Raw genomic sequence first — 25,688 nt, forward strand, 5'->3', positions numbered from 1 at the left:
GGCTTTTCGGGTTTATCAGAAAACGGTCATAAATCTCGGCAAGCCCTGAATCGATCTAATTCAGCGCTTATGAAATGTCCGTATTGGATAAACAAATAAATTGACGTTCAGGTTACCTCCATGCGAACAGATTCCGCGATTTCTTTCAATTTTTCGGATGACCGCTTTTAGGGTTCACTCAACCTTCTCCGACCACTGAATTTAAAGCCTGTCAATGTATGAGCCAAGCTCCTGACAACGACCCAACCGTACAACCTATCACGTCAACTAATCTGAACGATCTGGAAAATGCCTGCTGGCATCAACTTGCTTCCGGTGTTGAACACGAACATGATGGTTTCAAAACCATGACCGTTGCGACCTGTACGAATCGCGGGGCTGATGCGCGTGTTGTCGTGCTCCGCCGGGTCGATACATCTCATAAATACGTCTGGTTTCATACCGATGCCCGTACGGAGAAGGTGCTACAGTTGGAAGCCTTTCCAACGGCTACACTGCTTTTCTGGGACAAAAAACGCCATGTGCAACTCCGCCTGATGGTAGAAACCCGACTGCACACCGACGATTACATAGCCGATGAGCATTGGGAATCGGCTACGGAACGGGAGCGCAAGTTGTATTTTTCGGAGCACGTTCCGGGTACAGAGCTATCGGCCCCCTATCCAGGTTATCCCGACGATGTTTCTGAAAAGGTGCTATCTCAGGAAGCCAATCAGTCGGCCCGTAAAAATTTCGCGGTTATTGAATGCCGCGTGCTGGCGATGGAATATCTGTACCTAAGTCCCGAAGGACAAATACGCGCCCGTTTTCAGTACGAGCCGGAATCTAAAATGACCTGGCTGGCTCCCTGATTTCTCGTAAGCAGTTGCCAGCCCTGATATGCGATGGGAATAAAAAGCAGCAGATCGGCTACGTGGGCGATCCATTCGATCCGCGAAATCCGACTGACCGGAAAAGCTATGGCTCCTGCACACAAAACGAACCCAACCCAGTAAGGAACTGCTTTTTTCCGTAGAAGCTGAACACCCAGCACCAGTAAACTCAATGGGAATAGCGGCCCTGACATAAACATGGTTATGTTGAAGCTCAGGGAATGAATAGCCGCTTCGTGCAGCAATGTTTCCTTCGAAATGCCAAACACCTCAGCGTAAATACCTCGCATGCCAAAATTGTTGCCACTGATGGCTCCACATACAGCAATCAATAATCCCCAACTGGCATAGATAGGCATTGTGTGCTTTAGTTTCGCAAACAGCCCCGTCAGAGCCGGTATCCAGAAAACGGTTGCCACCACCAGGAGCGTACCGCCCGTAATGGTATATTCGCCCTGCTGCCAGTAGAACGTCGATAACAGAAATAATAAAGGGGCCAGGATCATCGAAAGCCCCTGAACGCGCTGCTCTGCCGAAGTAGTCGTCGTGAATGTTATCGTCTGCATTAGTTCGTTTTTGTGGTTATGATTCGATAATACACCAGAAAACCGAGGGCTGCCGACACCATAATAACCCCATAGTTCAGGCTGGATTCGGGCGGTACGGGCAGAAAATGAACGACAATCAGTCCGATTCCTGAAAAGAGTAGAATCAGCCCCCATTTGAGGCTTTCAGAGGGTGCATCACGTTCCTGTTCCATTTGTTTGTGCGTTTGTTCGGTCCACTGTCCTAATTCAAGCAGTCGCCTACGGAGCAGGTAGGTAGTAAGTGGACGCAGGGTCAGATAAATGCCTATGGCCATCGACAGGATGACATACGCGGCCTGTAAACCATATTCTTCTTCCATCGGATTGCTGGTCATGTTTGCCCATGTGACAGCATCAGGTTTGGGAATGTTGCAGTTGCTGAAAAAAATTTTGAAACTGCAACCTTTCCCATAAAGTCGTTGTCTCATAGGCCAATGAATGACGAACAGGCATTAGTATGGCAAATTTTGCAGGGTAACGTTCGGGCCTATCAAACGTTGGTCGAACGCTATCAGCGACTCGTGCTGCACATGGTTCGCCGGATTGTTCAGCAACCCGCCGATGTAGAGGATGTCTGTCAGGAAGTATTTATCAAAGTTTATCAGCACTTATCGGACTACCAATCCGATGCGAAACTCTCGACCTGGATCGCGACCATTGCCTACCGAACCAGCATTAATTATTTAAAGAAATATCGAAAAGACAACGCTACATCAGCCACCGATTTACTGACAGAACTAGACACAGACTCCGGCCTGCCCACACCAGAAGACGTCGTAGTATTCGATGACTGGCGAACCTTTCTGCACCACCAGATCGACAGGTTACCGCTCCATTATCGAACCATTCTGACCCTGTACCATCTGGATGAGCTTTCGTATGAAGAAATTGCCCAGGTTACGGCTTTACCCGAGGGAACGGTTAAAAATTACCTGTTTCGGGTTCGTAAACTATTAAAAACGGCCCTGGAGCCGTATCAAACCCGCGAAAAAAACCGATGAATCCATTGACCGACCAGCAACTTCAGGAACTTCTCGACGCGCAGTTCCGCCAGCACAACAACACACCGCCCCCGGACATAGCGAATGACGATTTTGGGCTCTACCAACACTTGTTCGAGGCATTGGCTACCGAACCTCCGCAAACGGTTCTTCCCTATTCGTTTGCCGCTAACGTAACGCGCCAGATTCAAAAAAAGGAATTGGCCCGTAGCGAACGACGAGCATGGGTTCTGTACGGCTTAAGTCTATTGCTCCTTCCAGCTGTCACTGTGGGTATCCTGATACTAGCTCCCGGCTATCCCATTCATAAACTGATGGAAACAGGCTCGCGGTTTGGTGTGCCTGCCCTACTGGTCTTAGCTGGTTTTGGATTGGTCCAATGGGCTGATTACAGACTGATTAAGCGAGCAGGAAAACACCCATCGATTTTATCGGACAAGCGAACCACTTAGCGTCAACTGTCGTTATATTCGCGACAATTGACGCTTTTGCCATGAGTACAACGACCATAAACCACTATTTCGGTGCTAAAAATGCCCCACCGATTCAATCCATTTTTGATTTGATTGAATTAAGTCGGCGAGGCTTGTCAAAAAAAGCCGTGGCTACCATGGCGCGTCATCTGGGACTTACGCAGTCCGATTTATTTATTATTCTGCATATTTCGGCTCGTACCTGGCAACGTTATACCGACGAAAAACTTCTCCCTCAGGACGTTACCGAAAAAGCCTTACAACTGGCTAACCTCTACAAATACGGCGAGGACGTATTCGGAGCAACCTGGAAATTTCACGGCTGGATGAACCACCCCAGCCCATTTTTTGGCGGCAAAAAACCAATTGAATTACTCGATACCCAGTTTGGCTTTCAGGCCGTTCGTGACGAGCTTACCCGAATCGATTGGGGAGTATTAGCCTGATGGACGTGTATCGATTAGCCAACGCCCGACGTGCCGACGACCTGACCGGGACAGGGGCTCGTTTGACAGGTGGTCGCTGGAATTTTGTCGGGACGCCCGTTCTATACACCGCTGGTTCCAGAGCCCTGGCCACGCTGGAAGTACTCGTACACAGTCCGGCATCGTACGTACCCGACTTTTATCAGATGCTTACGCTACTGGTTCCCGACGATTCGCTGCAAAGTGTGCCGCTCGACAGTCTGCCTATTGGCTGGAACAGCCTGACTCCGCCTGATGCCATCAAGACAATTACGCAAAACTGGATATCTGAAAACCACTTCCTGCTGCTCAAAGTCCCATCGGCCGTCGTAGCGGGGGACTATAATATTCTGATTAACCCCGTTCACCCCCGCGCATCCGAAGTGGTCATTTTAGATAAACGTGCGTATCAATTTGATCCACGTCTGTTGCGGCAATAGCCATTTTGTCCGGTTTGTTGTTATAGCTGGTAGCAACAAGTGAAACCGCATTATGGCAACAACGAATCGTGCTTTCGACTACGATCTTGATTACCGGACTCTGAACGTACGGGAGCATCCTGAGTATTACCGCGTTGGCAAAGGGGAACAGGGCGTGCTGCTTGTCAGACCGTATAAAGACGAAATACTACCTTTATGGAAATTCAAAACCCCGGAAATTGCCCGCGAGTCGTCGGAGAAAATTTATCAGCTTTTTCTGGACTACAAACAAAAGGGTGACTTTATCGGCATGGATATGGCCCGCAAGTTTCTTCAGATGGGCTACACCCGGTCCAGACGTTATGCGAACCACGCCAGCGGTCAGAAATACGACGGCCCCGTACCTAACGATAAAAAAGGTCAAAGTGGGTCCCATGGACGCGCACAACTGCCCCGCGATGAAGACCCGGAGAAAGCCGAATCGGCCCGTATTTTTTATGGAAAATACCTTGAAGCTCGTGAAGACCTGGATTATAAAAACCTAAAAAAAGAGTGGCAGCAGAAATACGGGTAACTACCTACTTCACTAGTTCCTTTTGGTAAAGCCCTACCAACGTATCAACGGCGTAGTCGATCTCTTCGGCAGTATTGTACTTCCCAAACGAAAAACGGACATAACCCCGATCAGGATTTAAGCCGGGTAAAGCGGCCAGCACATGTGAGCCTACATTCGAACCACTCGAGCAGGCAGACCCTCCCGATGCCGAAATGCGGGCAATATCCAGACTAAATAAGAGCATATCGCTTATATCGGAAACGGGCAGGCTAACGTTCAATACCGTATATAAACTGGCATCAACATCTCCCGAATCACCATTGAACTGCACGTCGGGCATTTGGGCACGCAGCCGTTCAATCATCCGACGTTTCAGGTTTATAATATGCTGCTTATGGGCCTCCATGTCGCGATAGGCGATCTCCAGAGCTTTAGCCAGCCCTACGATACCATAGACGTTTTCTGTTCCGCCCCGCATATTCCGTTCCTGAGCACCGCCATACACAAAGGGATGGATTTTCACCCGGTCGGCATTTACATATAGAAAACCAACTCCTTTGGGGCCATGAAACTTATGCCCGGCTCCAACAATAAAGTCAACGGGTAATTGCTGCAGATCATGACGAAAATGGCCCATCGTCTGTACCGTATCGGAATGGAAAATAGCGTCGTACTGCCGACACAGCTCTCCCACCCGATTCAGATTCAGCAGATTCCCAATTTCATTATTCCCATGCATCAAAGACACCAACGAACGGCTATTTGAACGCAGCAGTTGGTCAAGATGGTCAAGATCAATATGCCCTTTAGTATCAATATTTACCAGGCTTAGTCGAATGGTACCCTGTTCGGCCAGATGCTGCAAGGTATGCAGAACGGCATGATGCTCCAGCGGTGAGGTAATGGCGTGTTTCAGAGCATAGGTTTCGATACTACTCCGAATGGCTGTGTTATCGGCTTCGGTCCCCCCCGAGGTAAAGAAAATTTCGGCAGGCGAGGTATTTAATAAGGACGCTACGGACTTACGCGCTTTTTCGATAGCTGTTCGAACGGTACGCCCGTGACTATGGATGGACGATGGGTTACCAAAATGCTCGGTCATCAGAGGCAGCATGGCCTCAAGTACTTCAGGATCAAGTCGGGTGGTAGCAGCATTATCTAAATAAACGGCAGCGTTTGGTGTCATCGGTAGGCTTGTTTGTCGATGCGGCAAAGGTACGGGTTTTTAAAGCGTGAACGAATGCATGAGCGAAAGAGTGATTAAATCCCGGAGTCTACCCTTTCAATCATTTCTCTTCACAAAGGACGATCTGCTTTCTTTGCACCGTTCTTTTACTACCACAATTCGCATAGACTATGGATCTTTCACAGGCGGCCGGGCTTATGTACGCCGAATTATCAACCTGGATACGGGCCGCCATCCGCTATATGCCCAAACTGGCCGTTGCCATTCTTTTATTGCTATTCTTTACGTTTCTATCCCGCTGGCTGAGTCGGTGGGTAGTTCGTGGGCTCGACCGGGTTAGTAGTAATGTATCCCTGATTAACCTCACGGGAGCAGTCATGCGGGTCATCGTCATGTCGGCTGGGCTGTTTGTGGCACTGGGTATTTTAGGACTCGACAAAACCGTAACCTCTCTTCTGGCTGGTGCAGGGGTTATTGCGCTGGCAATTGGGTTCGCCTTTCAGGATCTGACCACCAATTTTATATCAGGAGCGATGATTGCGTTCGCCCGGCCCGTTCAGGTGGGTGACAAGGTAGAAACCAACGGCTACACAGGTAAGGTGCTCGACATTAAATTGCGTTCTATCGTCATCGACAATGGCGAAGGCCAAACCGTCGAAATACCGAGTAAGGATGTTTTCCAGAAACCCATTACCAATTTTTCGCGAATGGGTCAACGGCGCATCGACGTAGTAGCGGGAATCTCCTACCTCGACGATATGACCAAAGCGAAACAACTGGCTCAGGCTGCGGTTTCTACGCTACCCTTCGTCCTGCCATCGCATCCGGTCGAGTTGCATTACCGCCAGTTTGCCGATGCCAATGTCCAGTTTGTGCTCCATTTCTGGATTAACCCGGCCGTCACAAACGCGCAAACGGCCCTAAGCGAAGCCATGATTACCCTGAAGCAAACCTTTGACAACAATCAGATTTTGATGGTTTTTGCCGCCCAGACGTTTGATCTGAAACAGAAACTTGCGCAGTCCGGCCATTAAATTAAGTTGAACCTAAAACACTTCGCCCAGATTCAGAAACACCCCTTGTGAACCGCCAATGCCGAAGCCATAATCGAAGGCAAAATTGAGGTTCGAATGTTTATTGACTTTTATACGTAACCCAACTCCCCAGCCCGGCAGTAGTTTTCCGAAATGGGCTGTATTCGGATAATCGCTGTAGGTCTGCATGTTGGCAAAGATTACCCCGCCCAGCAGGCCATTGTTCAGAATAACCGCCCGGTATTCTGTTTCGAAATACAACAGATTTTGGCCCCGAAACCGACCTTGTGTGTAGCCACGGCCCAGATTAGCATGGGTGTCCCAACCCGTACTCGGCAAATCCAGGTAGGGAGCCTGCCCACCCAGGCTTAACCAGTTTACGTTCCAGAGTGCCAGAATGTGCCTCGAATCGGCCGTCAACGGAATATACTTCCGAAAATCGGCCAGCACCGACTGCCAGTTCTGATCGCTGCCCAACAAACGCAGATTGGGCCGAAACATGACACTACCGAAAAATCCGTTTTGTGGATTGTTTGGGTTCCGGCGGTTCGTGTATTGTAGCGTAAACGTTGGTCCCGACGATACCGAGCGGCCCGTATTTCCATACTGCTGAAAGTCATTATTCAACTGAGGAGTACTATTCTCCTCCCGAATCCGCCAGTGATAATCAAGCGCATACCCAATTCCCACCGAAAAATTAGGAGCTACCTGCCGCAAAACGGACTGATACAGCCGCAGATAGGAATATTCCAGATGGTCGTCCACATCAGAACGTGAGTTATCGCCCAACCCAAAATTATCAGCGGAGTAATTGTAGTACCGCCAGTCGGTCAGGATGTTGTAGCGGTTGTCTTTGGTCCAAAGATTGGCTTCAATGGGGATAATAACCTGCTGATACTGGGTGTATTGAGGAGTTGAATAAATAACCGAAACGTTTTGCTGGGGATCAGCGCTGGTAAAGGAAAGATTAGCATTGAGGCCAACCGCGAAGCCCGTTTGCAGCGCGTAGGCTAGCTCAGGAAAAAAGGATGGGTGAAATCCCGGCTTCTCACTTTCGGCCGAACGATGCCCTTTTTTATTGATAAACCCGTAATAGACATCCCATATATCGGCCGAGGAGTCAGCCTTCGAAACATACTGCCGCTTAACAGAAACAGACGGTAGGGAGTCCGGCTGGGCAATCGTACTCAGCGACGCCAGCATCCAGAAGGTGCTTATGCAAACGAATCGCAGATAAAAAGGGGACAGACTGCCAGTCGGCTTAGGCATATAAGCGAATAGGTTAATCATCACTGGTAACGTGTTGACTAACCTATTCGCTTAACATTCCGTTCATTTATGGCCCTTGAAACCGATCATGCAAACCTATAAAACCGTCGACAAGACTTGCTTGAGTTTATCAATACTGGTAGCACCCTGCAAATTAGCCACTACTTTTCCATCCTTGCCAATCACTACGATCGTCGGTATTGTGGTGATGTGGTACTTATTGTGAAAGCCATACGCATTTGGAATAGGTTTAAATGGCAGGGATTTACCATTTTCACCCTTAGTTTGTTCACTGTTTAGTACGCCCAGAACAACCGGAGCTGTTTTTGATTGAAATGGCCGTAACGCTTCGGCAAAAGCAGCCGCCTGTTTGTCATCCCAAACTGATTTGTCCAGACTTATCCAGAAACTAAGTACCACCACATTGCCCAAAAGATCAGCCGATCGGTAGGTATTTCCTTCCACATCCGTCATTACAAAAGGAGCGATTGGCTGGCCTGCTTTGGGTTGTTTAGCCGGGTCGCGGTCGCGGAACCGATGCGTTTCATGCTCTTCTGCCGTAGCGGCCCGCATAGTATACGTAGTGGACTGACCAAATTCGTCGTAATTGGGCACCAGGTGATAGGCAAAGGGATCAACTTTAGCGAGTTCATTGTACTCACTGATGGTCATCCGTTGACCAGTAGCCTGATTGATAATGGGGGTAGGTTCATTTTGGGCTTTTGCCAACCGAATTATTTTCTTTTGAACACCTACCTGTGCCTGGCAGATTGTACTTAGGGTCAATAGACTAGCCGCCAGAAGAGCTTGTTTGCTAAGAGCCATATGTGTCGCCATAATGATGCTATTATGCCCTAACTAGTCATCACGGATCAATACCTACGGACGGTACAGGGCACAGGTGATAGCCTATCAAAATTCGGGCCACTATATACATCGAGTTTACAATCGACTCATAATCTGCTCACCTTCTGTCTATCAGGTAGTATGTAGTTAGTTAAAAGTATATTAAACCATATCCATACAATCATAAATATCGTTGTAGAAATACAACAAAATCTGCACGCATATGAAGTCCTGGATTATTACGAGCATTCTGCTTTTATCATGCCTCATCGGGTATGGCCAAACTAGTCGGCCAACTGTATACCGCTATAGTCCCCCAGTTATTGTTACCCATCCATCTGCCTATGTTATTCCGATTGTTTACCAACTTCATGATGGAGTCGGTCGGTTAGGCGATGGCTCCCTATTACAAGGTCGTTTTCTGTATAACAAAGGCAGCCTGTTTACTTTTTATCAGAATGGCCACACCAAGGGGGTGAAAATCCCTTTCTTCCAGTTTGAAGAATTAACCCTTGCGGGTGCCGATACGTCTGTTCTGCCCCGATCAGATTCAACCGCGTTTTTCCGAATTAAAACCCGCCTATATAGACGATTGACCATTGGCAAAATCGCTCTGTTCGATCAGGTATATGCGATTAACGAAGACAAAGGGAAGATTGGCGATTATTTATTTGTCTGGGATGAAAATGGCAAACTCAAACGGTTGCGCAATCTGGAAGACGTCAATCAATGGTTTTACAACACCTGCCAGCAAAACCACTGGCCCAACCCGGATATTTTTCTGAGTAAGACCGAAATCATCAAACGACTGGCTGTGCTTGACCCAAAACCGTATTAATGATAGAACGCTGCTTGTTATGATGATTATAATTTACACAGATCATAATCATCATAACAAGCAGCGTTCTATGTATTCGGAATTAATCCTTCTTATACTGCTGAATAATCTTGTAGAGCGCTTTCTGCTTTTCCAGTTCCGGAAAAAACTCAAACAGTTGAACGTGCCCATCATAATCGAGCGACAGGGCCGCTTCGAGCTGGATCAGCGCTTCGCGATAATGACCCGCATGAATCAGATAAACCGCTGAGCGATAGTACAAATCGGCTTCAGTAGGCATATCGTTGATCCCAGACTGGATAATGTCGTTAGCCCGCAGAAAATCCCCCTGATCAAAAGGCACCAGCGACCAGGTCAGATAAACATCCGGGTTTTCGGCATCGACTTCGGCCGCTTTTTCAAAGGCTTCGATGCTCGAAATTACATTCCCAACCTTGTATTCGGTCTCAGCCACAGCAATGTAATATTCGCCGTTCTGATCATTCAGTTTGACTGCTTTTTGCAGGAAAGGCAACGCTTCGTACCATTTGCCCGATTCGCTCAGACAAACCCCGATTCCATACCAGGCTTCGTCCCACATGGCATCGAGTTTTAAAGCCTCCCGATACTCTTTGATGGCTTCAGGCAACCGATCCTGTTTTTCCAAGCTAGCGCCCAGATGGCAGTATGTATCGGCTGTTGGTTCCTCGTATTTCAGGGTCTCCCGGTAGCAGTGCTCAGCCTTTTCGAAAAGCCCCAGATTCATGTACGTATTGCCCAGGTTGAAATGAGCCGACGCGAAATCTTCCTTGATCAGTACGGCATAATCGTAGGCTTCGGCAGCATCGACATACCGCCCTAACTTGCTGTAGGCAATGCCCATGTTATACCAGGCATTGTACGAATAGGGATCGGTATCGATCAGTTGCTGATAATAGCTCAGGCTGTTCTCCAGTTCGCCGGTTACGTCCAGGCAAAAGGCCAGTTCGTAGAGGGCATTTTCATTGTTGATGTTAAGCGCAATCGACTTTTTGTACTGTTTGATGGCTTCGTCGTATTTGCCCCAGTTCTGATAGCTCTGGCCCAACTGAAAGAGGATGTCGTCTTTATCCTCGGCCCGGTCGAGCAATTCTTCCAGCACCTGAATCGACTCTTCGTAGCGCCCGGCCATGTTCAGGACAGAGCCTTGCATGAACGGCACATCAAGATCGCCGGGATTAAACAGCGAAGCCCGTTCCAGTAACTCCAGCGATTCGTCGAATCGTTGGTAATTAGCCAGAATCTGGGCTTTGTCGAGCATCAACTCCAGCGCATAGGGAAAGTTCTCCAGACCTGATTCGGCGGCTTTGAGCGCCTTGTCTAAATCGCCCTGGTTGAGGTAATGTTCAACCATTTGCTCGTAGACATCCAGATCGAAAAACTGGCTTTGCTGCTGGTCCAGCATCTGCTCAAAACGCCGGATAGATTCTTTTATATCGCCTTCTCGTTCTTCGAACTCTTGCTCCATGTATAGATAATTTACAACCGGGCAGCCGGTTCTGGTACGATTCACGAGTTGCGGTTCATACGTCACAATTGAATCATGATCTATAAACCGTACACCGTAAATCAGGATAGGGGCCGCATCAATCAGTGCGATTTATCCTTTAGCAGTGAAATATATACCCAAAAAAGCGAAACTGCAACCCCTCAACCGAGAAAATTACCGACTCGTGGGGCGCGTATTAAAGGCAGTTGCTACCCGCTTTAATGTATCGCTCAAGGGCCTATATTGAAAACGAAGCACTTGCTCAATTTTCCGACCATCGTACTGGTAATGCGAACTCGCCGACCGTGCTGTTTCGCGGGTGATTAGCGGTTTTTTACCCGTTAGCCATGCCCGCATAGCCTCCAGGGGCCAGAGCACACGCGTCAACGCAGCAGGCACCCGAAACCTTGGTGGACGCTTACCCAGTACGGCAGCTATCTGTTCTAACAACGAACGGTACGAAATGGTGCCTGCATTCAGAATGTAGCGTTCGGCGGTTGTATCGGATTGCATCAGTCGAACTAATGAATCCGCCACGTCAAGTACATCGACATAATTGACCAGGCCAGCCGGGTAAAAGGGCTTTTCATCGTACACGTACTTGATGAGTTGTAGACTGCTCCGGCTCCAGTCGCCGACACCAAGCACGATAGACGGATTCACCATAACGGCCTTTAGCCCTTCGGCAACGCCCCGCCAAACCTCCAGCTCGGCTCGGTACTTAGTTTTGGCGTAAACCGAATTATTCGGAGAATCTTCCCATTTCTGGTTTTCATTGATTAGAAACGGAGTCTGAGAATCGTCGCTATGTGTAATTGGCCGACCGATGGCGGCTACCGAACTGACATAGCCAAGCTTGCGTACACCTGCTTTCAGGCACACATTTACCACGTTGGCGGTTCCTTCAACGTTGATCCGCTCCATCAGATCCCGATCTTTCGGAACAAATGAAACAATGGCGGCCGCATGAATCACATCCAGAATACCGGGTTCTGTCCCAGACAGAATAGCCGCTTCCAGGGAGGGTATATCCAGCACATCGCCTTCGTGCCAGGTAAGCCGATCGGCCACATCGGCCAGCATGCCGTACCCACTGGATGGCCGATACAACACCGAAACCGGATGCCCATCGGCCAGATACCGACGAACGAGGTGTGAACCAATAAAGCCAGTGGCCCCGGTAACAAAAACAGGATTAGGTAACGATGAAGTCATTCAGGATGCGTTCAAGTGTAAGAAAGCCGGGCGCTTTTAGCGCATGAAGGTCCGTAAGAAGTTGTATGTAGTTGGGATCAGAGCTGATGGTAGTACTCTTTACTTGCTTGCAAAATACTTTAATGGACGCAGAAAAGTCGTACAAAGTAACATCTAGCCTTACCTTCTCCGCATTCCAAAGTAAGAAGGATTCTATGGCTTTGTCTACTAAAATTAAGTGCTGATTAGTACCTGGCTTTCTTCCGTAAGTCAGTCGGTCACCTACTTCTTCTAGTTGAAAGTCATCGAAGTACGCGGGTTTTCTCTCTGGCTTGTATGTAACGTCCTTATCTACTATTCCAACAACAGTATACGTTGGTCGATTAATAGCTGTATTCTTCATTTCTTTGACTACGTTATAGACACCAGAAATGTGATCAACAATAACAGCAGGTGGAGAAAGCATTGTAATTAGAGCCGTGTCAGCAAAGCACTCAGGCAGAAATAGGACGTCCGGCATTAGGAATAAATTTATCCAAATTAAAAAATACGTCGGTGCCAAAGTCCAAAATATCACGCAAGTTTTCAGTTGTTAACGCATGGACTTTAGTTTCATAATTCTCATAATAGGTGATGTATACATTAAGCTGATCATCTTCTAAGTTTTCAATGAATGTGTGTAATAAATACGGACTATGCGTTGAGATAAAATACTGATTTTCGTCATCATAAATCATCCGATAGGCCATTTCCTGTGTATAGGGAGGGAATGAATGCACTTCAGGCTCTTCAAATACAATGACGGAATTCTTATTGGATTCGATAGCTGTGATGTAAAACATAAACCGCCGGAAGGTATCGGCGATAGTGTAATAATCAAACTTATAAACGTAATAACCTGCTCTTCGCTGCAACTCAAAGGCCTGTGCCTCTCGGTCAAGAACAAATTCTAACCCTTGCTCTCGAAAAAGTCGTCCAAATTCTTCCTTCAGATCGTCTCTACGATCAACAACATTAAAAAGATTACTTCCATAAGGAGGCAATAAAAATTGCGAAAATGGTGCATTGACTTTTTCCAGGTTATCAAAATCATATTTCTTGATTGAATGAATCTGTTCAAAGTCAAATCCTCTGTTCGCTAATTTCTTATCAAAAGACCCCTCCTTTGAGATTACGAAATCGAATTTTTTAGGTTGAAATGAAGATGGATCGCTTAATTTATCATACCCTCGCTCATTTCTTAAATTTTCTATATCTCCTTTTGAATAATATTCGAATTCAGAGACACTATCGCTTTTCTGCTTTAAATATGCTATGCATTTATCTGTCCTTACGGAAATTATGGCTTCACTGTTATTCTCATAAAATAAATGGCGTATCTCACGATAGCGTATTAAGTTTTTCAAAAATGTTTGGTCGCTGTATTCTATTCCTAACAACCCCAACGCTTCCAGAATATTTGACTTCCCTACATTCGGCTTGCCGATGAAGACATTCACCCGCTTGCAGTCGAACCGCAGGTCTTTGATCGACTTGAAGTTTTTGATTTCGACCCAGTTGAGGAAATTATTCGTATCAGGGGTATTGTTATCCATAGCAGTTCGGCTGTACTGATTGCGTAAACATAACAAGGTTCGGGCCTGAATTGCTAATTTTGCGAAAATTAGTCGGTAGCCCTGTTAATTACCGACGATTGACTGACGACTCAATAATGCTCGAAAACCCACAACGCTATACCGTTACGGCGGCCCTGATTTACGCCAACGGCCCGATTCATATCGGCCATATTGCCGGATGCTACCTGCCCGCCGACATTTATGTGCGCTATTTACGCTCAACGGGTAAAGATGTTGCCTTTATCAGCGGTACCGACGAACATGGTGTACCCATTACGATTAAGGCGAAAAAGGAAGGGATCACCCCACAACAGGTAGTCGATAAATACTACGTCCAGATCAAAAAGGCATTCGAGGACTTCGGCATCTCGTTCGACATTTATTCCCGCACCTCGAATCCGATTCACCACGAAACCTCGCAGGAAATCTTCCTGAACATCTACAACAATGGTGATTTTGACGAGGAAGTAACCGAGCAGTATTATGATGAAGTAGCCGGGCAGTTTCTGGCCGACCGATACATTGTCGGTACTTGCCCTGTCTGCGGAAATCCGAATGCCTATGGCGATCAGTGCGAGCGATGCGGAACCGCCCTCAGCCCGACTGAATTGATCGAACCACATTCGATGCTTTCCGGCTCGAAGCCAATCCTAAAGGCCACTAAAAACTGGTTTCTGCCTCTGGATCGGATGCAGCCCAAAATTGAGGAATACGTCAACAGCCATACTGAGTGGAAAACGAACGTATTTGGTCAATGTCAATCCTGGCTGAAGGAAGGTTTGCGCCCCCGCGCCATGACCCGCGATCTCGACTGGGGTATCAAAGTTCCCCTACCCGATTCGGAAGGGAAGGTGTTGTACGTATGGTTCGATGCCCCCATCGGCTACATTTCGATGACCAAAGAGTGGGCCGCCGAACAGGGGCGCGACTGGGAATTGTACTGGCGCGATAAAGATACCAAGCTGGTGCACTTCATCGGAAAGGACAATATCGTATTCCACTGCATCATTTTCCCGGCCATGCTGATGGCTGAGGGCAGCTACATTTTGGCAGACAACGTACCTGCCAACGAGTTTATGAACCTCGAAGGCGACAAAATCAGTACGTCGCGCAACTGGGCGGTGTGGCTACACGAATACCTGGAAGAGTTACCGGGCAAGCAGGATGTGCTTCGCTATGTGCTGGCCGCCAACGCCCCCGAAACCAAGGACAGCGAGTTTACCTGGAAAGATTTTCAGGCTCGCAACAACTCCGAACTGGTCGGCATCCTCGGCAACTTTGTGAATCGGGCAGTGGTGTTGACGCACAAAATGGCCGATGGGCGTGTACCTGTATTGGGCGCTCTTACCGAATACGATCAGCAGGTACTGGACGAGCTGGCGCTGTTTCCGGATCGAATTGGCCAGTCGATTGGCAACTACCGATTCCGGGAAGCGTTGGGGTATCTGATGGATCTGGCACGGCTGGGCAATAAATACCTGGCCGAAACCGAACCCTGGAAAGCCATCAAAACCGATCCGCAACGAGCCCATACTATTCTGAATATTGCCCTTCAGATCACGGCAAATCTGAGTATCGTGTGCGAGCCATTCCTACCTTTTACGGCAGAAAAACTACGCACTCAACTGGCTATCACCGATCAGTTTACCTGGATCAATGCGGGCCGAGCCGATTTACTGGTCGAAGGGCATGTACTTGGACAGGCTCCAGCCGGTCCAGCCGATCTGCTTTTTGCTAAAATTGAAGACGACGAGATCAACAAACAGATTCAAAAATTACTGAATGCCAAACGAATGAATGAATTAGCCACGAAAGAAGTGCCTCAAATCCGCAGCGAAATAACCTATGATGATTTCGCCAAAATGGATATTCGGGTCGGCACCATTACCGAAGCCGAACGGGTCCCTAAAAGTGATAAACTGCTAAAATTAAAAGTCGATGATGGTCTGGGTGGGCGGCAGATTCTGAGCGGTATTGCCAAACATTTTTCCCCTGAAGAAGTGATTGGCAAGCAGGTAACGTTTCTGGCCAACCTGGCTCCCCGCAAAATGATGGGGCTTGAATCGCAGGGAATGATTCTAATGGCTGAAGACCGTGACGGTAAGCTATCCCTGATTACCCCCGGCGAAACGGTCTGGAATGGCGGAACAGTAAGCTAGTAGTTCGTTCGTTACTCTATTACAAAAAAGCCGGAAGCCATTCGCGTTCCGGCTTTTTTGTACCCTATAGAAAGAGTATCAGCCTTTAAAGGCATGATCGGTTTTAACATCCTCCCCCGACCATATTTTTTTGGCCGTCCAATCGGCCGCTGGCGATGCCCAGAACGGGTCTGACGCCGATAAGCCCAGGGGTAAGAAGGCTACAGAACACAGATACAGGCTCCCGGTTGAAATATACGTTTCACCGATAGACGGCTGATGACCGCACAAGCCAATTTGCAGCCACCCTTTTGTATCGAAGGTATTGGGCGCATCCATGGTTCGTTTGATAACCGCCGTAAGTGCCGATCGTACCTGAGCGGGTGTCAGTTCGGCTGGTAAATTTTTCTGCAAGGCAATCTGAGCCAGCAACTGAAATGCGCCACACCGATAAGCCAGCGAACGACCAAAAGCCGCAAAGGAGCCATCGGGCGCAATCAGTCGTTCCTGCACGATGGCGTACCGTTGCGCCCTTGCCAGCAACGATTCATATAACGCTTTCTCTGCTTTCCCAGCCTCAACAAGCACCTGTACAGCGTCTAGCAACATCGGCTGAATCACATAGCTATTGTAATAATCCCAATGAAAATCAGGGCCATCGCCGTATGCACCGTCGCCTTTGTACCAGCTCTGATGCTGTCGAATGGCATAATCCATGCGTAGTTCATCGCCCGAACCCGTATATTTCAGCAAAGCCGCTTCGACCATGGCACTGAACAGCAACCAGTTATTATAGCCGGGTTTGATTACCCGGCTGGCTAGTAATGCCTTCACCACATTCGCCTGTTCGTCAGCACGTAACGCTTTCCAGAGTTTTGGCGACCGCACGAGTCCATGCGCCAGAAAAGCGGCATCGACCAACGGCTGCCCCCCTTTGGTAAAATTTAAATAGTCGGGCGATTGCGGATTAACCCCGTTCGAAATGGCATTTTTTGCCAGTTCCAGATAACGTTGCCGAAGTTTACCTTCCGATGTATTATCAACGTCCAACTCCAGCCACGGAGCCAGACCAGTGATCGTGCGTCCGAGGGCTTCCAGATGCGATACAACTTTACGACCTTCCTCCTGCCCCGGTGCCGACTCGACTGGCATAGTTGCTTTTAGTCGATTCTGGGCTAAGGCCGACAATACCGGATCGGCTATTTTCAATAAGGTTTGCAGCCAGTAGGCCCGATCGTCAGTCGCATTGGGTTCAAGCAGAGCTGAACGTTCGGCTCCCGGTTTGAACGGAAAACTAAGTGGAAATGTAGCCGCCAACTGGGCAAAAGTCCGTCGATTCATTGAATTAACTAGTCAGGTAGTAGAGATGGGCAAGCGTGGTCAGGATTTGTCAGGTATCGCATTACCAAGATTGACCATGATTGGCCTCAAATCTATACAATTGGTTTCCAGCCTTTTTCGTATTCGCGGCTCCAGTATTTTTGCGCTTCTTTATCGTGCAGAATGTGGCCATTTGTTGGGTCGGTGTGAATAATACTTCCGGTCCGCTGAGCAATATTGGCTAAGTGACATAACAACACCGACTTATGCCCCTGCGCAATGTCGGCATTGGGCTTGGCTTTCCCCCGGATACTTTCCAGGAAATTGTCCAGGTGATAGGCATCAAGACGCTCCCCGCCGGGGCTTACCGCATTGGTTGATGAAGCACTCGTAGGGGCATCGCCTTTTACATCTTTTACTACTTTTCCCGCCAAATCCAGAATCTGATAATCGGGTCCACTTTCCGGTGCCGACAGTACGCCCTTATCGCCGTAAATCGTAAACCCACGGCCACTTTTTTCGGGGCCAAACGCCTGACAACTCAAGCCTTCCCAGGTAATGGTGGCTTTATCGCCAAACTCGAAGGTAGCCAATTGAGTGTCCGGCGTTTGCCAGTCGTCGCCGGAGTAGGCATAGCGCCCACCTGCCGAAGTTACTTTCGTCGGAAAGTCAAGGCCCATCAGCCAACGACAGCAATCGATTTCGTGGGTGCCGTTGTTGCAGGCTTCGCCCGTACCCCAGTTCCAGAACCAGTGCCAGTTATAATGCACTACATTATCCTGATAATTCATTCTTGGGGCCGGTCCCTGCCACAACTCCCAGTTGAGCGTTGGTGGCACTGCAATCGCTTTGCCTTTGCCAATGGGTTTCCGGTTGTTGTAGTACCAGGCCCGGGCAAAATAGGGTCGCCCGATAGCTCCATCGCGAATATCCTGTGCAGCCTGTTGAAGCGTTGGCCACGACCGGCGCTGGCTCCCCATCTGTACAATTCGGTTGTGGTTACGGGCGGCTTCCAGGAGCCACTCCCCTTCCTGCGGATTATGCCCACATGGCTTTTCGACGTATACGTGCTTCCCGGCCGAACAAGCCAATATACCTGCCGGGGCATGCCAATGGTCAGGAGCGGCAATGGCAACGGCATCGAGGTCTTTCTGTTCCAGCAGCTTCCGAAGATCTTTAATGACGGTAGGCTTACGCGTTTGCCCGGCTTTTTCAACAGCCTTTAATCCGTTTGCGATGGCTCCATCTTCAACATCGCAGATATAGCCCACTTCGGCACCGGGCAATTTGGAAAAAATACCCGCCAGCCAGCTTCCCCGCGAGTGAACGCCAATCAGCCCAATATTGATTTTTTCGCTGGGTGCGTTTCGACCAAAAATGGGGAATGGCAAAATCTGCGTAGCCAATCCAGCCACGGCGGTATTCTGAACAAATTGTCGGCGATTCATAACAGGGAAGCTTCTGGTTTAGTACCGTAAAGCGGCAATGTAGCCTGGTTTTACTGATTCCTGCGTTTAGGATTCCCATTTGGGAAACGTTCAGCCAAAAAATCCTGTTACTCCCTTTGAACTCGCCTTTTTTATTTCCCCGTGAACGAAGAACAGAAAAGCGGCCGGATTTTCGACTGGGTTATTCTCCGAAGACTCTACGCATTTGTTAAGCCTTATCAAGCTCGTTTTTATTTACTGATTGGCATCATTTTGACGGCGGCTTGCCTGGCCCCGTTGCTACCCCTGCTTATTCGATACACCATCGACAATATCATTGCTGTCGGAAATTATCATCGGCTCAATCAAATGCTGATTGTGATGATTGGGGTACTGGTCATTCAGGCATTGGTTCAATTCTCCAATACCTACCTGTCGGGTTGGCTGGGGCAATATGTGATTCGGGATATTCGGACCCAACTTTACCGGAAAATTCTCCACCTCCGGCTGAAATTTTTCGACAATACGCCCATCGGTCGACTGGTTACCCGCGCTATTTCGGACGTAGAAACCCTGGCCGACGTATTTAGCGAGGGGATGGCAGCCATTGCAGGCGATATTCTACAACTGATCCTCATCATTGGGGTGATGTTCTATACCGATTGGCGGCTGGCAGCCATTAGTTTATCGACCATTCCGCTGATGCTGTTCAGCACCTACGTTTTCAAGGAAAAGATCAAAAAATCATTCAATGAGGTGCGGACGGCGGTAGCGAATCTGAACGCCTTTGTTCAGGAGCATATCACGGGCATGAACATCGTGCAGATTTTCGGCAGTGAAAAAATCGAATCCGAAAAATTCCGCGCCATCAATACTGAACACCGCAATGCCAACATCCGCTCTATTCTGTATTACTCGATTTACTACCCGGTTGCCGATATTATTTCGGCCGTAGCGGTTGGGCTGGTGGTTTGGTACGGTGCCACGCAGATTATTCATTCCGACGTTACGTTCGGTACGGTTACGGCCTTTGTGATGTTTATCAACCTGTTTTTCCGCCCCATTCGGATGCTGGCCGACCGCTTCAACACGCTCCAAATGGGTATTGTCAGCACCGACCGGATTCTGAAGCTACTGGACAGTGACGAGTTCACGGCAAACGATGGCACATACGTGCCTTCCACGATTCGGGGCGATGTATCCTTTAAGGATGTTTGGTTCGCCTACAACAACGAAGACTGGGTACTCCGCAACATCTCGTTTCAGGTGAAAGCGGGCGAAACGGTCGCTTTTGTTGGCGCTACAGGGGCTGGAAAATCGTCTATTATCAATTTACTCAGCCGCTTTTACGACATTAATAAGGGCGAGATTACCGTCGATGGCATCGATGTTCATAGCTACGAACTCGGTCATCTCCGCCGGAATATTGGGGTCGTTTTACAGGACGTATTCCTGTTTTCCGACACCATTGAAAACAACATTACCCTGGGCGATAAGTCGATTAGTCACGATAAGATTGTGGAAGCGGCCAAACTGGTTGGGGTGCATGAGTTTATCGAGCGATTGCCGGGTGGCTATCAGTATAACGTGATGGAACGCGGCTCTACGCTTTCGGTCGGTCAACGGCAACTGATCTCGTTTGTACGGGCTATGGTGCAAGACCCCAGAATCATTGTTCTGGATGAGGCCACGTCATCGGTCGATACAGAAACCGAAGAAATGATTCAGAACGCGATCAGCAAACTGATGAAGGGCCGAACCGCTATCGTTATTGCCCACCGCCTGTCGACGATCCAGAAAGCGAATAACATTATTGTGGTCGACAAAGGTCAGATTGTGGAGCAGGGCAATCACGAAGAGTTGCTTCAACACGAAGGATTCTACGCCAACCTGTACCGTATGCAGTACAAGGAGGTTGTGTAGTTCGTTATTGGTTTTTTGTATATTTGAGAAAAGCTACTTGTCGTATGCCTACGCCTGTAACAACCAAAACTACTCCAAAACGGAAACGGAAAATACCAGATTATCTGGTCTATGAGGTTATGGACGGCAAGCCTATTTATTACAAAGGTTACCAGTCCGTCCTCAACAAAACCAAAACGTTGGAGGATATTATGGGATGCAGCTCGCTTCAGGCTGAATTAGTTAGCTACTTGCTACGAATCATTTTTCGGGTATTTGACGAAAAGAAATATCGTGTACTCACCAACGAAATTGGCAGCCACATCGATATTCGGAACAATCTTTCGAACGACATTGCCATCTACGACAAAGCGGTGCTGACAGCCGACAAGATCAACAAAAAATACCCTGACGTACCGCCAAAGATTGCGATTGAAATCGATACCGAAGCCGACACGTCTGAGCTTACGGGTTTTGGTTATACGTACAAAAAATCGAAAAAATTACTCGATTTTGGCGTAGAGCGTATTATCTGGATTATGATTGGAACGAAAACGGTCACTGTAATGGAACCGAATCGTGACTGGCAGGTACGCGAATGGGATACCGATATCGAACTCATGGACGGACATACCTTCAATATTGCCCGGTATCTGGCTGAAGAAGGTATCGTTGTAGACGACTAAAGCACTTAACGCCGAAGATTTTCTTCTTCTTCCTCGGGCCCTGCTCCAGTAACTCCCTCTGTAATAACCTTATGCCCCGACACATTGGGTGTAGCATTGGTTGGCCCGGGCCCACTACCATCCAATGCATAGGCAATGGAATCGGCCAGATCATCGGGCGCAATTTTCGCTGACTGCGTAGTTTCCGGCTGGTCTTGATCGGTGCTAACGGGTTTAGGATAGTCTTCGCCCGTTTGCTGATCAATCACTTCCTCATCGGCGTTCGGATCATTGTCCATTACCGAAGGTACTGCCTCGACGTCCCGTTGACTGGGATCACCACCGTTCAGTTCGCTGGAGTTGGGCATGAAATATCGCATGGTGTCAATGAGTTTGATTCTCACCTATAACCTAAAAACTGCTTCATGTGTTTTTGAAGCAAGGGCTTTACCTAATCGAATACCTCCCTAACTTTAATATATCCTTGATTCTTTACTACCCACTGCGAAAAGACTCGGCCTTCCACTCTATGTACCCAATCAATAACTCCTTTTTGCTCAAGAATCTTATTTAACTCTTACTAAACCATTTTGACACAAGTTATACTGAAAGGTTATACGATTTGATAGATTCTACTGTTGTTTGGGTAATTCGAATATAAATAACGAAGACACAGGGTTTGTATCGTGAGTAGGTTGTCTTTTTTCAGCAATACCCATTTGAAGAAGCCATCTATTTTCTTCTAATGAATCCTGTATGGCATCTTCAAATGGAAAATATTACTCTCACCCTGGAATTACGATGGTATGATGAGATGTTATGATTGGAGCAATCGACCTGGCTTTGAACTCCAAATTATTACCTTGTCTAACAAACTCGCCTTTCTGGAATTTTTGTCTAATACTAGTATCGGTGCCTTCCACCTCATCCTCTTCAGGAAAACCAACGTCTTTAAAAGCCATTTGCATCCATCTGTTCCTAATATCTTCTTTAACTACATGTGCACCTGTATTTCCAGACCATATAATCGAACCACCCTGAAAATTTGTAAGCCTTCCATTCCCTAAAGGCGTATCTAATTCATCGGTTAAAGGATAACCCAGCACTCCCGTTTCCCAGCCAGTTTCTGCCCATTTTTCCCGAATAGAACCATGTACTTCAACAGTTCCATTTCCGGGGACTTGAAAAACCGAACCATTCGAAAAGTGAGCGAATTTCCCAATTCCATCTGGACAACTGGATTCGATTGAAATAGGATACCCTAACCATGAATTTTGCTTCCATTTTTTATAAATAGTTCCAGAAACGTCCAGAACAGGTTCAGACGTTGAAGAAGGCACAGTAATACTCGATCTTTGATAGACTTTCTCCTTAATTTCAGAAGTAGGGACTGGTGGAGGTGTTTCATTTACGACTTCTACATCCAGATTGAACCAATCCCCTTCATCATCGCCGTTCTTTTGAATACTGGTGATAACCGCTTTTACCCCTCTTGCCACACTATGCGGTTCTGTAATTTCGGTGCTTTTCAATTCCTTTCCATTTTTATCTCCTTCATAAAATTCCCACCTAACAGTAGTTGTTACACGTCCATCTATGAGTACAACGAAGGTTAGATGCAATCTGAGAAGAACTTCGGTATCTACCTCAAATTCTTTGATCTTGGTTTGTTGCTCACCACCCTTTGCTAGTTTAAGTGATTCTGACCAAGAAAAAGATTCTTCTTCATCTGAATCCCACCATGGATCAGCATCGTGAATTTTTGTTTTCACATTAAAATAGAACTCTACTAATTCTGGCATAGCTGTTATTGTTTAAAATTTAAAAAATTCGTTGAATCACATGGTAGGCTACCCCACCCATGCCGCCTGATAAATTAGGCCACACTAACGACATCTTAAGCATGCTGTTTTTACCGATGCCGATGTAAAATCAACTGCTCGAGCTGACTATCGGACTTTCCTCCCACATCGGCAACCGGCCGGGCCGATAAACGCCCACCGGGTTTTACAATCTCTCTTGGTAGAAAATTATCTGTGTCGTGAAAAATGCGTATCCAGGTAATGTTGTCATTTTGATCAACTTCGTAGAGGCCACTCTCCCAATTTCTGATTCCATCGGCCGTTACCTGTCCAGAATAAAAGCTGTAGTAGTCGTACTTTTTTCCAGTCTTTGCATCCGTGATCTGCTCGGCGGCATCCACCGTGAAGTTGTTGCCATGCCCAGCCATTGGAAAATACTTGCCTCCTCCTTCAGAGATTCCAATCAGACTTCCGTCTTTATCATTCCATTGCGCCCAGTCGATCAGGCATTGTTTATTATGGTCTTCAAATTTTGAGAACTGGAAATCGGTAAACCCGGTAAGCTTCTCCCCCACATCTATCCCGTCTGAATCTGAATAAATGAACTCAACCGCTTTGAAAATACCGTCGAGGGCGGGTGGGTCCTGGCCTTCGTAAATGGTGGCACCAGCTTTTTTCAGGTTCGCCAGCTTCTTGGGCGACATTTTGTTCGTAAAGGCATCGGGGTAACCTTTCGACAAATCAGGAGCGGGAGTTTTGTCCTCTTTGCTACAGGAAGAACTACTGGACGTTAAAAAGACGGTGATAAGAGCCGCCAAAAGCAGCGTAAAGCTGGATGTTTTCATGATTATTTTATCGAACGAAAAGATGGTACCTGAATCAATTGCTGTCGGAACTAAAGGCGAAGAAGAGTAACAAAGGGGTAGGCGAACTATTGAACCATACCGCTATTGCTGCTGGCGAAAAATTTACCTTTGCTGACAATGCATGGACTGGACAGGTTCTTTAGACCCCAGTTTTTATTGGCACCTGTTGCCGTATCAAATGCCTGCTGACCATAATACAGGATTCCGTTTGTTACAACGGGTACACTTTCCTCAGACGAGGTAGCCTCCCATTTTTTTGCTCCTGTTTTTCTATCAAGCGCATTGATGACGAAGGCCGAACCGTTGTAAGCTGAGAAGTAGAGATTATCGGCATCTGCGATTAAGCCACCATAAGTACTTTTCGTTCCTGCGGCTGTAAACTCCCACTTTTTGCTACCCGTGGCCGCATCTAATGCATATACCTTCCGGTCTTCACTGCCAATGTACACGATTCCATCTGACACTGTCGGACTGGTCTGTACCATACCACCGGTCAGGTATTCCCACTTTTTGGTTCCAGTTGCGGCATCAACTGCATACACTTTATTTTTAGCATCGCCGTAATACACAACCCCATTCGACACCGCTGGATTCGTGACAACGCCGATTGTTTTTACAGTCCATTTTTCTTTTCCGGTGGCAATATCAATAGCCAGCAAACCGCCACTATAGTTAACATCGCCATACCCAACGTACAGCAATCCATTCGAGGCCGTGAAGGTATTGATCCGGTCGGTATACGAGAAATCCCATTTTAATTTCCCCGTTGCTGTCTCCAGCGCATAGATATGCTTACTACCACTAACGAATAGCATTCCATTATCCACTACAGGCTCACCACCTGACGACGAGTAATCATCAATGGTTGATGACCATTTTATAGCTCCGGTCTTCGCGTCGATGGCATTTACCTTCTTTGTCTGAAATGTGTACAATAGTCCATTGTCATACAGTCTCGGATAGGCCGTATTACCATCACCACTTGTTCCGGGAATATACGTACTAATGTAGGGTGCGCTATTATTTGGAATTTCAGTTCCCAGGTTAAAAGAGCCAGCGCTTTTCCCAGATAGGGCGTCAATAGCCACAATGCTTTTTATGGAAGAATACTTGCCGGTAGTATTATCCGTTTTGCCCTCTGAGATAAAAAAGTAGATAACCTGATCCGACGACACTGCGCTGTTCGTTCCTGCACTCGCTACTGTAACGGTCATCACATACGCCTGCGTACTACCATCTTCGGCTGTGACGGTATAGGTTATAGCTTTCGAAAAATCCTGCACCGATCCCGAAGCGGGTGAAACTGTCGCCTTGTCGGACACCATGATGGTGGGTACTAGTTTCGTTACGTCGGTTCCATTGGTAACGGTGGCCGAAATGGTTTTGGTCGTAACGTCAATCGTTCCAGTAACTGCAGGGCTAAGCGCGTTAAACGCAAAGGCAGTGATCGATTTAGCCGAGCTTTTGGTGCCTGATGTGGTAGTACCCCCACCTGGCGTTGGAGTATCCTCTGTTTTCTTACAGGAGGCACCCCACAACAGGAGGCAAAACAGAGTGGAGAGAAGCGGAAATGAGGATTTCATGGCTTAGTTGATTTGGGAATAACTGAACGAACGGATTTGATTTCAGTCTATACATAGAGCCCATACCGAACTCTAAATGAACAGGTCAAAGGTCCGCATCGATGTCTCCTGCCGAAATCCCGG

Annotated in this window: 26 protein-coding genes; 11 read left to right on the forward strand and 15 right to left on the reverse strand. The window is 47.7% G+C overall.

Annotated elements, in window-relative coordinates:
- Positions 1–218: 218 nt before the first annotated feature.
- Entirely contained in the window at positions 219–851 is a 633-nt protein-coding gene (locus B153_RS0104540) for a pyridoxamine 5'-phosphate oxidase family protein (protein WP_020595488.1), read from the forward strand.
- Here the strand turns inward: B153_RS0104540 and B153_RS0104545 are convergent.
- Both B153_RS0104545 and B153_RS36490 read right to left on the reverse strand, forming a co-directional pair.
- Positions 809–1,438 (reverse strand): hypothetical protein, encoded by a 630-nt coding sequence (locus tag B153_RS0104545; protein ID WP_020595489.1) that lies wholly within the window; start codon positions 1,436–1,438, stop codon positions 809–811. The genes B153_RS0104540 and B153_RS0104545 overlap by 43 nt on opposite strands.
- Positions 1,438–1,887: a DUF6249 domain-containing protein gene (locus tag B153_RS36490; RefSeq protein WP_051097216.1), complete on the reverse strand. Its 450-nt coding sequence runs from the start codon at positions 1,885–1,887 to the stop codon at positions 1,438–1,440. The genes B153_RS0104545 and B153_RS36490 overlap by 1 nt, the downstream gene beginning before the upstream one ends.
- 6 nt (positions 1,888–1,893) lie before the next feature.
- Here B153_RS36490 and B153_RS0104555 point away from each other — a divergent pair, with 6 nt between their 5' ends.
- From B153_RS0104555 to B153_RS0104575, 5 genes are read left to right on the forward strand one after another with little or no spacing between them, the layout of a single operon-like run.
- Positions 1,894–2,460 carry an RNA polymerase sigma factor gene (locus tag B153_RS0104555; RefSeq protein WP_020595491.1) on the forward strand — a complete coding sequence of 189 codons (567 nt, stop codon included), beginning with the start codon at positions 1,894–1,896 and terminating at the stop codon, positions 2,458–2,460.
- Entirely contained in the window at positions 2,457–2,912 is a 456-nt protein-coding gene (locus B153_RS0104560; RefSeq protein ID WP_020595492.1) for a hypothetical protein, read from the forward strand. The genes B153_RS0104555 and B153_RS0104560 overlap by 4 nt, the downstream gene beginning before the upstream one ends.
- 41 nt (positions 2,913–2,953) lie before the next feature.
- The gene (gene parS, locus B153_RS34615; protein WP_020595493.1) at positions 2,954–3,379 is read left to right on the forward strand and encodes a type II RES/Xre toxin-antitoxin system antitoxin; all 426 of its coding nucleotides are present in this window, start codon (positions 2,954–2,956) and stop codon (positions 3,377–3,379) included.
- Positions 3,361–3,837 (forward strand): RES family NAD+ phosphorylase, encoded by a 477-nt coding sequence (locus B153_RS0104570; RefSeq protein ID WP_157634571.1) that lies wholly within the window; start codon positions 3,361–3,363, stop codon positions 3,835–3,837. Before parS ends, B153_RS0104570 begins: the two co-directional genes overlap by 19 nt.
- Positions 3,838–3,889: 52 nt before the next feature.
- On the forward strand, positions 3,890–4,390 hold the full coding sequence (locus tag B153_RS0104575) for a DUF4385 domain-containing protein (RefSeq protein ID WP_020595495.1): 501 nt from the start codon (positions 3,890–3,892) through the stop codon (positions 4,388–4,390).
- A gap of 4 nt (positions 4,391–4,394) precedes the next feature.
- Here the strand turns inward: B153_RS0104575 and B153_RS0104580 are convergent, their stop codons facing one another.
- On the reverse strand, positions 4,395–5,558 hold the full coding sequence (locus tag B153_RS0104580; RefSeq protein WP_020595496.1) for a cysteine desulfurase family protein: 1,164 nt from the start codon (positions 5,556–5,558) through the stop codon (positions 4,395–4,397).
- Between the two features lie 170 nt (positions 5,559–5,728).
- Here B153_RS0104580 and B153_RS0104585 point away from each other — a divergent pair, with 170 nt between their 5' ends.
- Entirely contained in the window at positions 5,729–6,592 is an 864-nt protein-coding gene (locus tag B153_RS0104585; protein WP_020595497.1) for a mechanosensitive ion channel family protein, read from the forward strand.
- Positions 6,593–6,604: 12 nt separating this feature from the next.
- Here the strand turns inward: B153_RS0104585 and B153_RS0104590 are convergent, their stop codons facing one another.
- Positions 6,605–7,861, reverse strand: a complete 1,257-nt coding sequence (locus B153_RS0104590) for a BamA/TamA family outer membrane protein (RefSeq protein ID WP_040760796.1) — start codon at positions 7,859–7,861, stop codon at positions 6,605–6,607.
- A gap of 96 nt (positions 7,862–7,957) precedes the next feature.
- Complete coding sequence (locus B153_RS0104595) at positions 7,958–8,698, reverse strand: TlpA family protein disulfide reductase (RefSeq protein WP_211221651.1); 741 nt, start codon at positions 8,696–8,698, stop codon at positions 7,958–7,960.
- 232 nt (positions 8,699–8,930) lie between these two features.
- Between B153_RS0104595 and B153_RS0104600 the strand changes: the two genes are divergently transcribed.
- The gene (locus B153_RS0104600; protein WP_020595500.1) at positions 8,931–9,545 is read left to right on the forward strand and encodes a hypothetical protein; all 615 of its coding nucleotides are present in this window, start codon (positions 8,931–8,933) and stop codon (positions 9,543–9,545) included.
- Between the two features lie 82 nt (positions 9,546–9,627).
- Here B153_RS0104600 and B153_RS0104605 read toward each other — a convergent pair whose 3' ends face one another.
- The 4 genes from B153_RS0104605 to B153_RS0104620 form a co-directional block, all read right to left on the reverse strand.
- The gene (locus B153_RS0104605; RefSeq protein ID WP_020595501.1) at positions 9,628–11,031 is read right to left on the reverse strand and encodes a tetratricopeptide repeat protein; all 1,404 of its coding nucleotides are present in this window, start codon (positions 11,029–11,031) and stop codon (positions 9,628–9,630) included.
- A 195-nt stretch (positions 11,032–11,226) separates the two neighbouring features.
- Positions 11,227–12,267, reverse strand: a complete 1,041-nt coding sequence (locus B153_RS0104610; protein WP_020595502.1) for an NAD-dependent epimerase/dehydratase family protein — start codon at positions 12,265–12,267, stop codon at positions 11,227–11,229.
- Positions 12,248–12,712, reverse strand: a complete 465-nt coding sequence (locus B153_RS0104615; RefSeq protein ID WP_245564831.1) for a hypothetical protein — start codon at positions 12,710–12,712, stop codon at positions 12,248–12,250. The genes B153_RS0104610 and B153_RS0104615 overlap by 20 nt, the downstream gene beginning before the upstream one ends.
- Before the next feature lie 28 nt (positions 12,713–12,740).
- Entirely contained in the window at positions 12,741–13,841 is a 1,101-nt protein-coding gene (locus B153_RS0104620; protein ID WP_020595504.1) for an AAA family ATPase, read from the reverse strand.
- A 116-nt stretch (positions 13,842–13,957) separates the two neighbouring features.
- On the opposite strand from B153_RS0104620, the gene metG reads away from it, so the two are divergent.
- Positions 13,958–16,021, forward strand: coding sequence for a methionine--tRNA ligase (gene metG / locus B153_RS0104625; RefSeq protein ID WP_020595505.1), 2,064 nt, complete (start codon positions 13,958–13,960; stop codon positions 16,019–16,021).
- A gap of 78 nt (positions 16,022–16,099) precedes the next feature.
- Here metG and B153_RS0104630 read toward each other — a convergent pair whose 3' ends face one another.
- Positions 16,100–17,341: a DUF2264 domain-containing protein gene (locus tag B153_RS0104630; RefSeq protein ID WP_020595506.1), complete on the reverse strand. Its 1,242-nt coding sequence runs from the start codon at positions 17,339–17,341 to the stop codon at positions 16,100–16,102.
- A gap of 92 nt (positions 17,342–17,433) precedes the next feature.
- On the reverse strand, positions 17,434–18,768 hold the full coding sequence (locus B153_RS0104635) for a Gfo/Idh/MocA family protein (protein WP_020595507.1): 1,335 nt from the start codon (positions 18,766–18,768) through the stop codon (positions 17,434–17,436).
- Between the two features lie 141 nt (positions 18,769–18,909).
- Here B153_RS0104635 and B153_RS0104640 point away from each other — a divergent pair, with 141 nt between their 5' ends.
- Both B153_RS0104640 and B153_RS0104645 read left to right on the forward strand, forming a co-directional pair.
- Entirely contained in the window at positions 18,910–20,670 is a 1,761-nt protein-coding gene (locus tag B153_RS0104640) for an ABC transporter ATP-binding protein (protein ID WP_020595508.1), read from the forward strand.
- Positions 20,671–20,714: 44 nt separating this feature from the next.
- Positions 20,715–21,335 (forward strand): hypothetical protein, encoded by a 621-nt coding sequence (locus B153_RS0104645; protein WP_020595509.1) that lies wholly within the window; start codon positions 20,715–20,717, stop codon positions 21,333–21,335.
- A 5-nt stretch (positions 21,336–21,340) separates the two neighbouring features.
- On the opposite strand, the gene B153_RS0104650 is transcribed toward B153_RS0104645, so the two are convergent.
- The 4 genes from B153_RS0104650 to B153_RS36500 form a co-directional block, all read right to left on the reverse strand.
- Positions 21,341–21,694, reverse strand: coding sequence for a hypothetical protein (locus tag B153_RS0104650; RefSeq protein ID WP_020595510.1), 354 nt, complete (start codon positions 21,692–21,694; stop codon positions 21,341–21,343).
- Between the two features lie 405 nt (positions 21,695–22,099).
- Complete coding sequence (locus B153_RS36495) at positions 22,100–23,116, reverse strand: LGFP repeat-containing protein (protein WP_051097218.1); 1,017 nt, start codon at positions 23,114–23,116, stop codon at positions 22,100–22,102.
- Positions 23,117–23,226: 110 nt separating this feature from the next.
- A complete protein-coding gene (locus B153_RS0104660) occupies positions 23,227–23,961 on the reverse strand; it encodes a hypothetical protein (protein ID WP_020595511.1) in 735 nt (244 codons plus the stop codon).
- An 86-nt stretch (positions 23,962–24,047) separates the two neighbouring features.
- The gene (locus B153_RS36500; protein WP_020595512.1) at positions 24,048–25,565 is read right to left on the reverse strand and encodes an outer membrane protein assembly factor BamB family protein; all 1,518 of its coding nucleotides are present in this window, start codon (positions 25,563–25,565) and stop codon (positions 24,048–24,050) included.
- Positions 25,566–25,688: the final 123 nt, after the last annotated feature.

The organism is Spirosoma panaciterrae DSM 21099 (genome assembly GCF_000374025.1).
Taxonomy (GTDB): domain Bacteria; phylum Bacteroidota; class Bacteroidia; order Cytophagales; family Spirosomataceae; genus Spirosoma; species Spirosoma panaciterrae.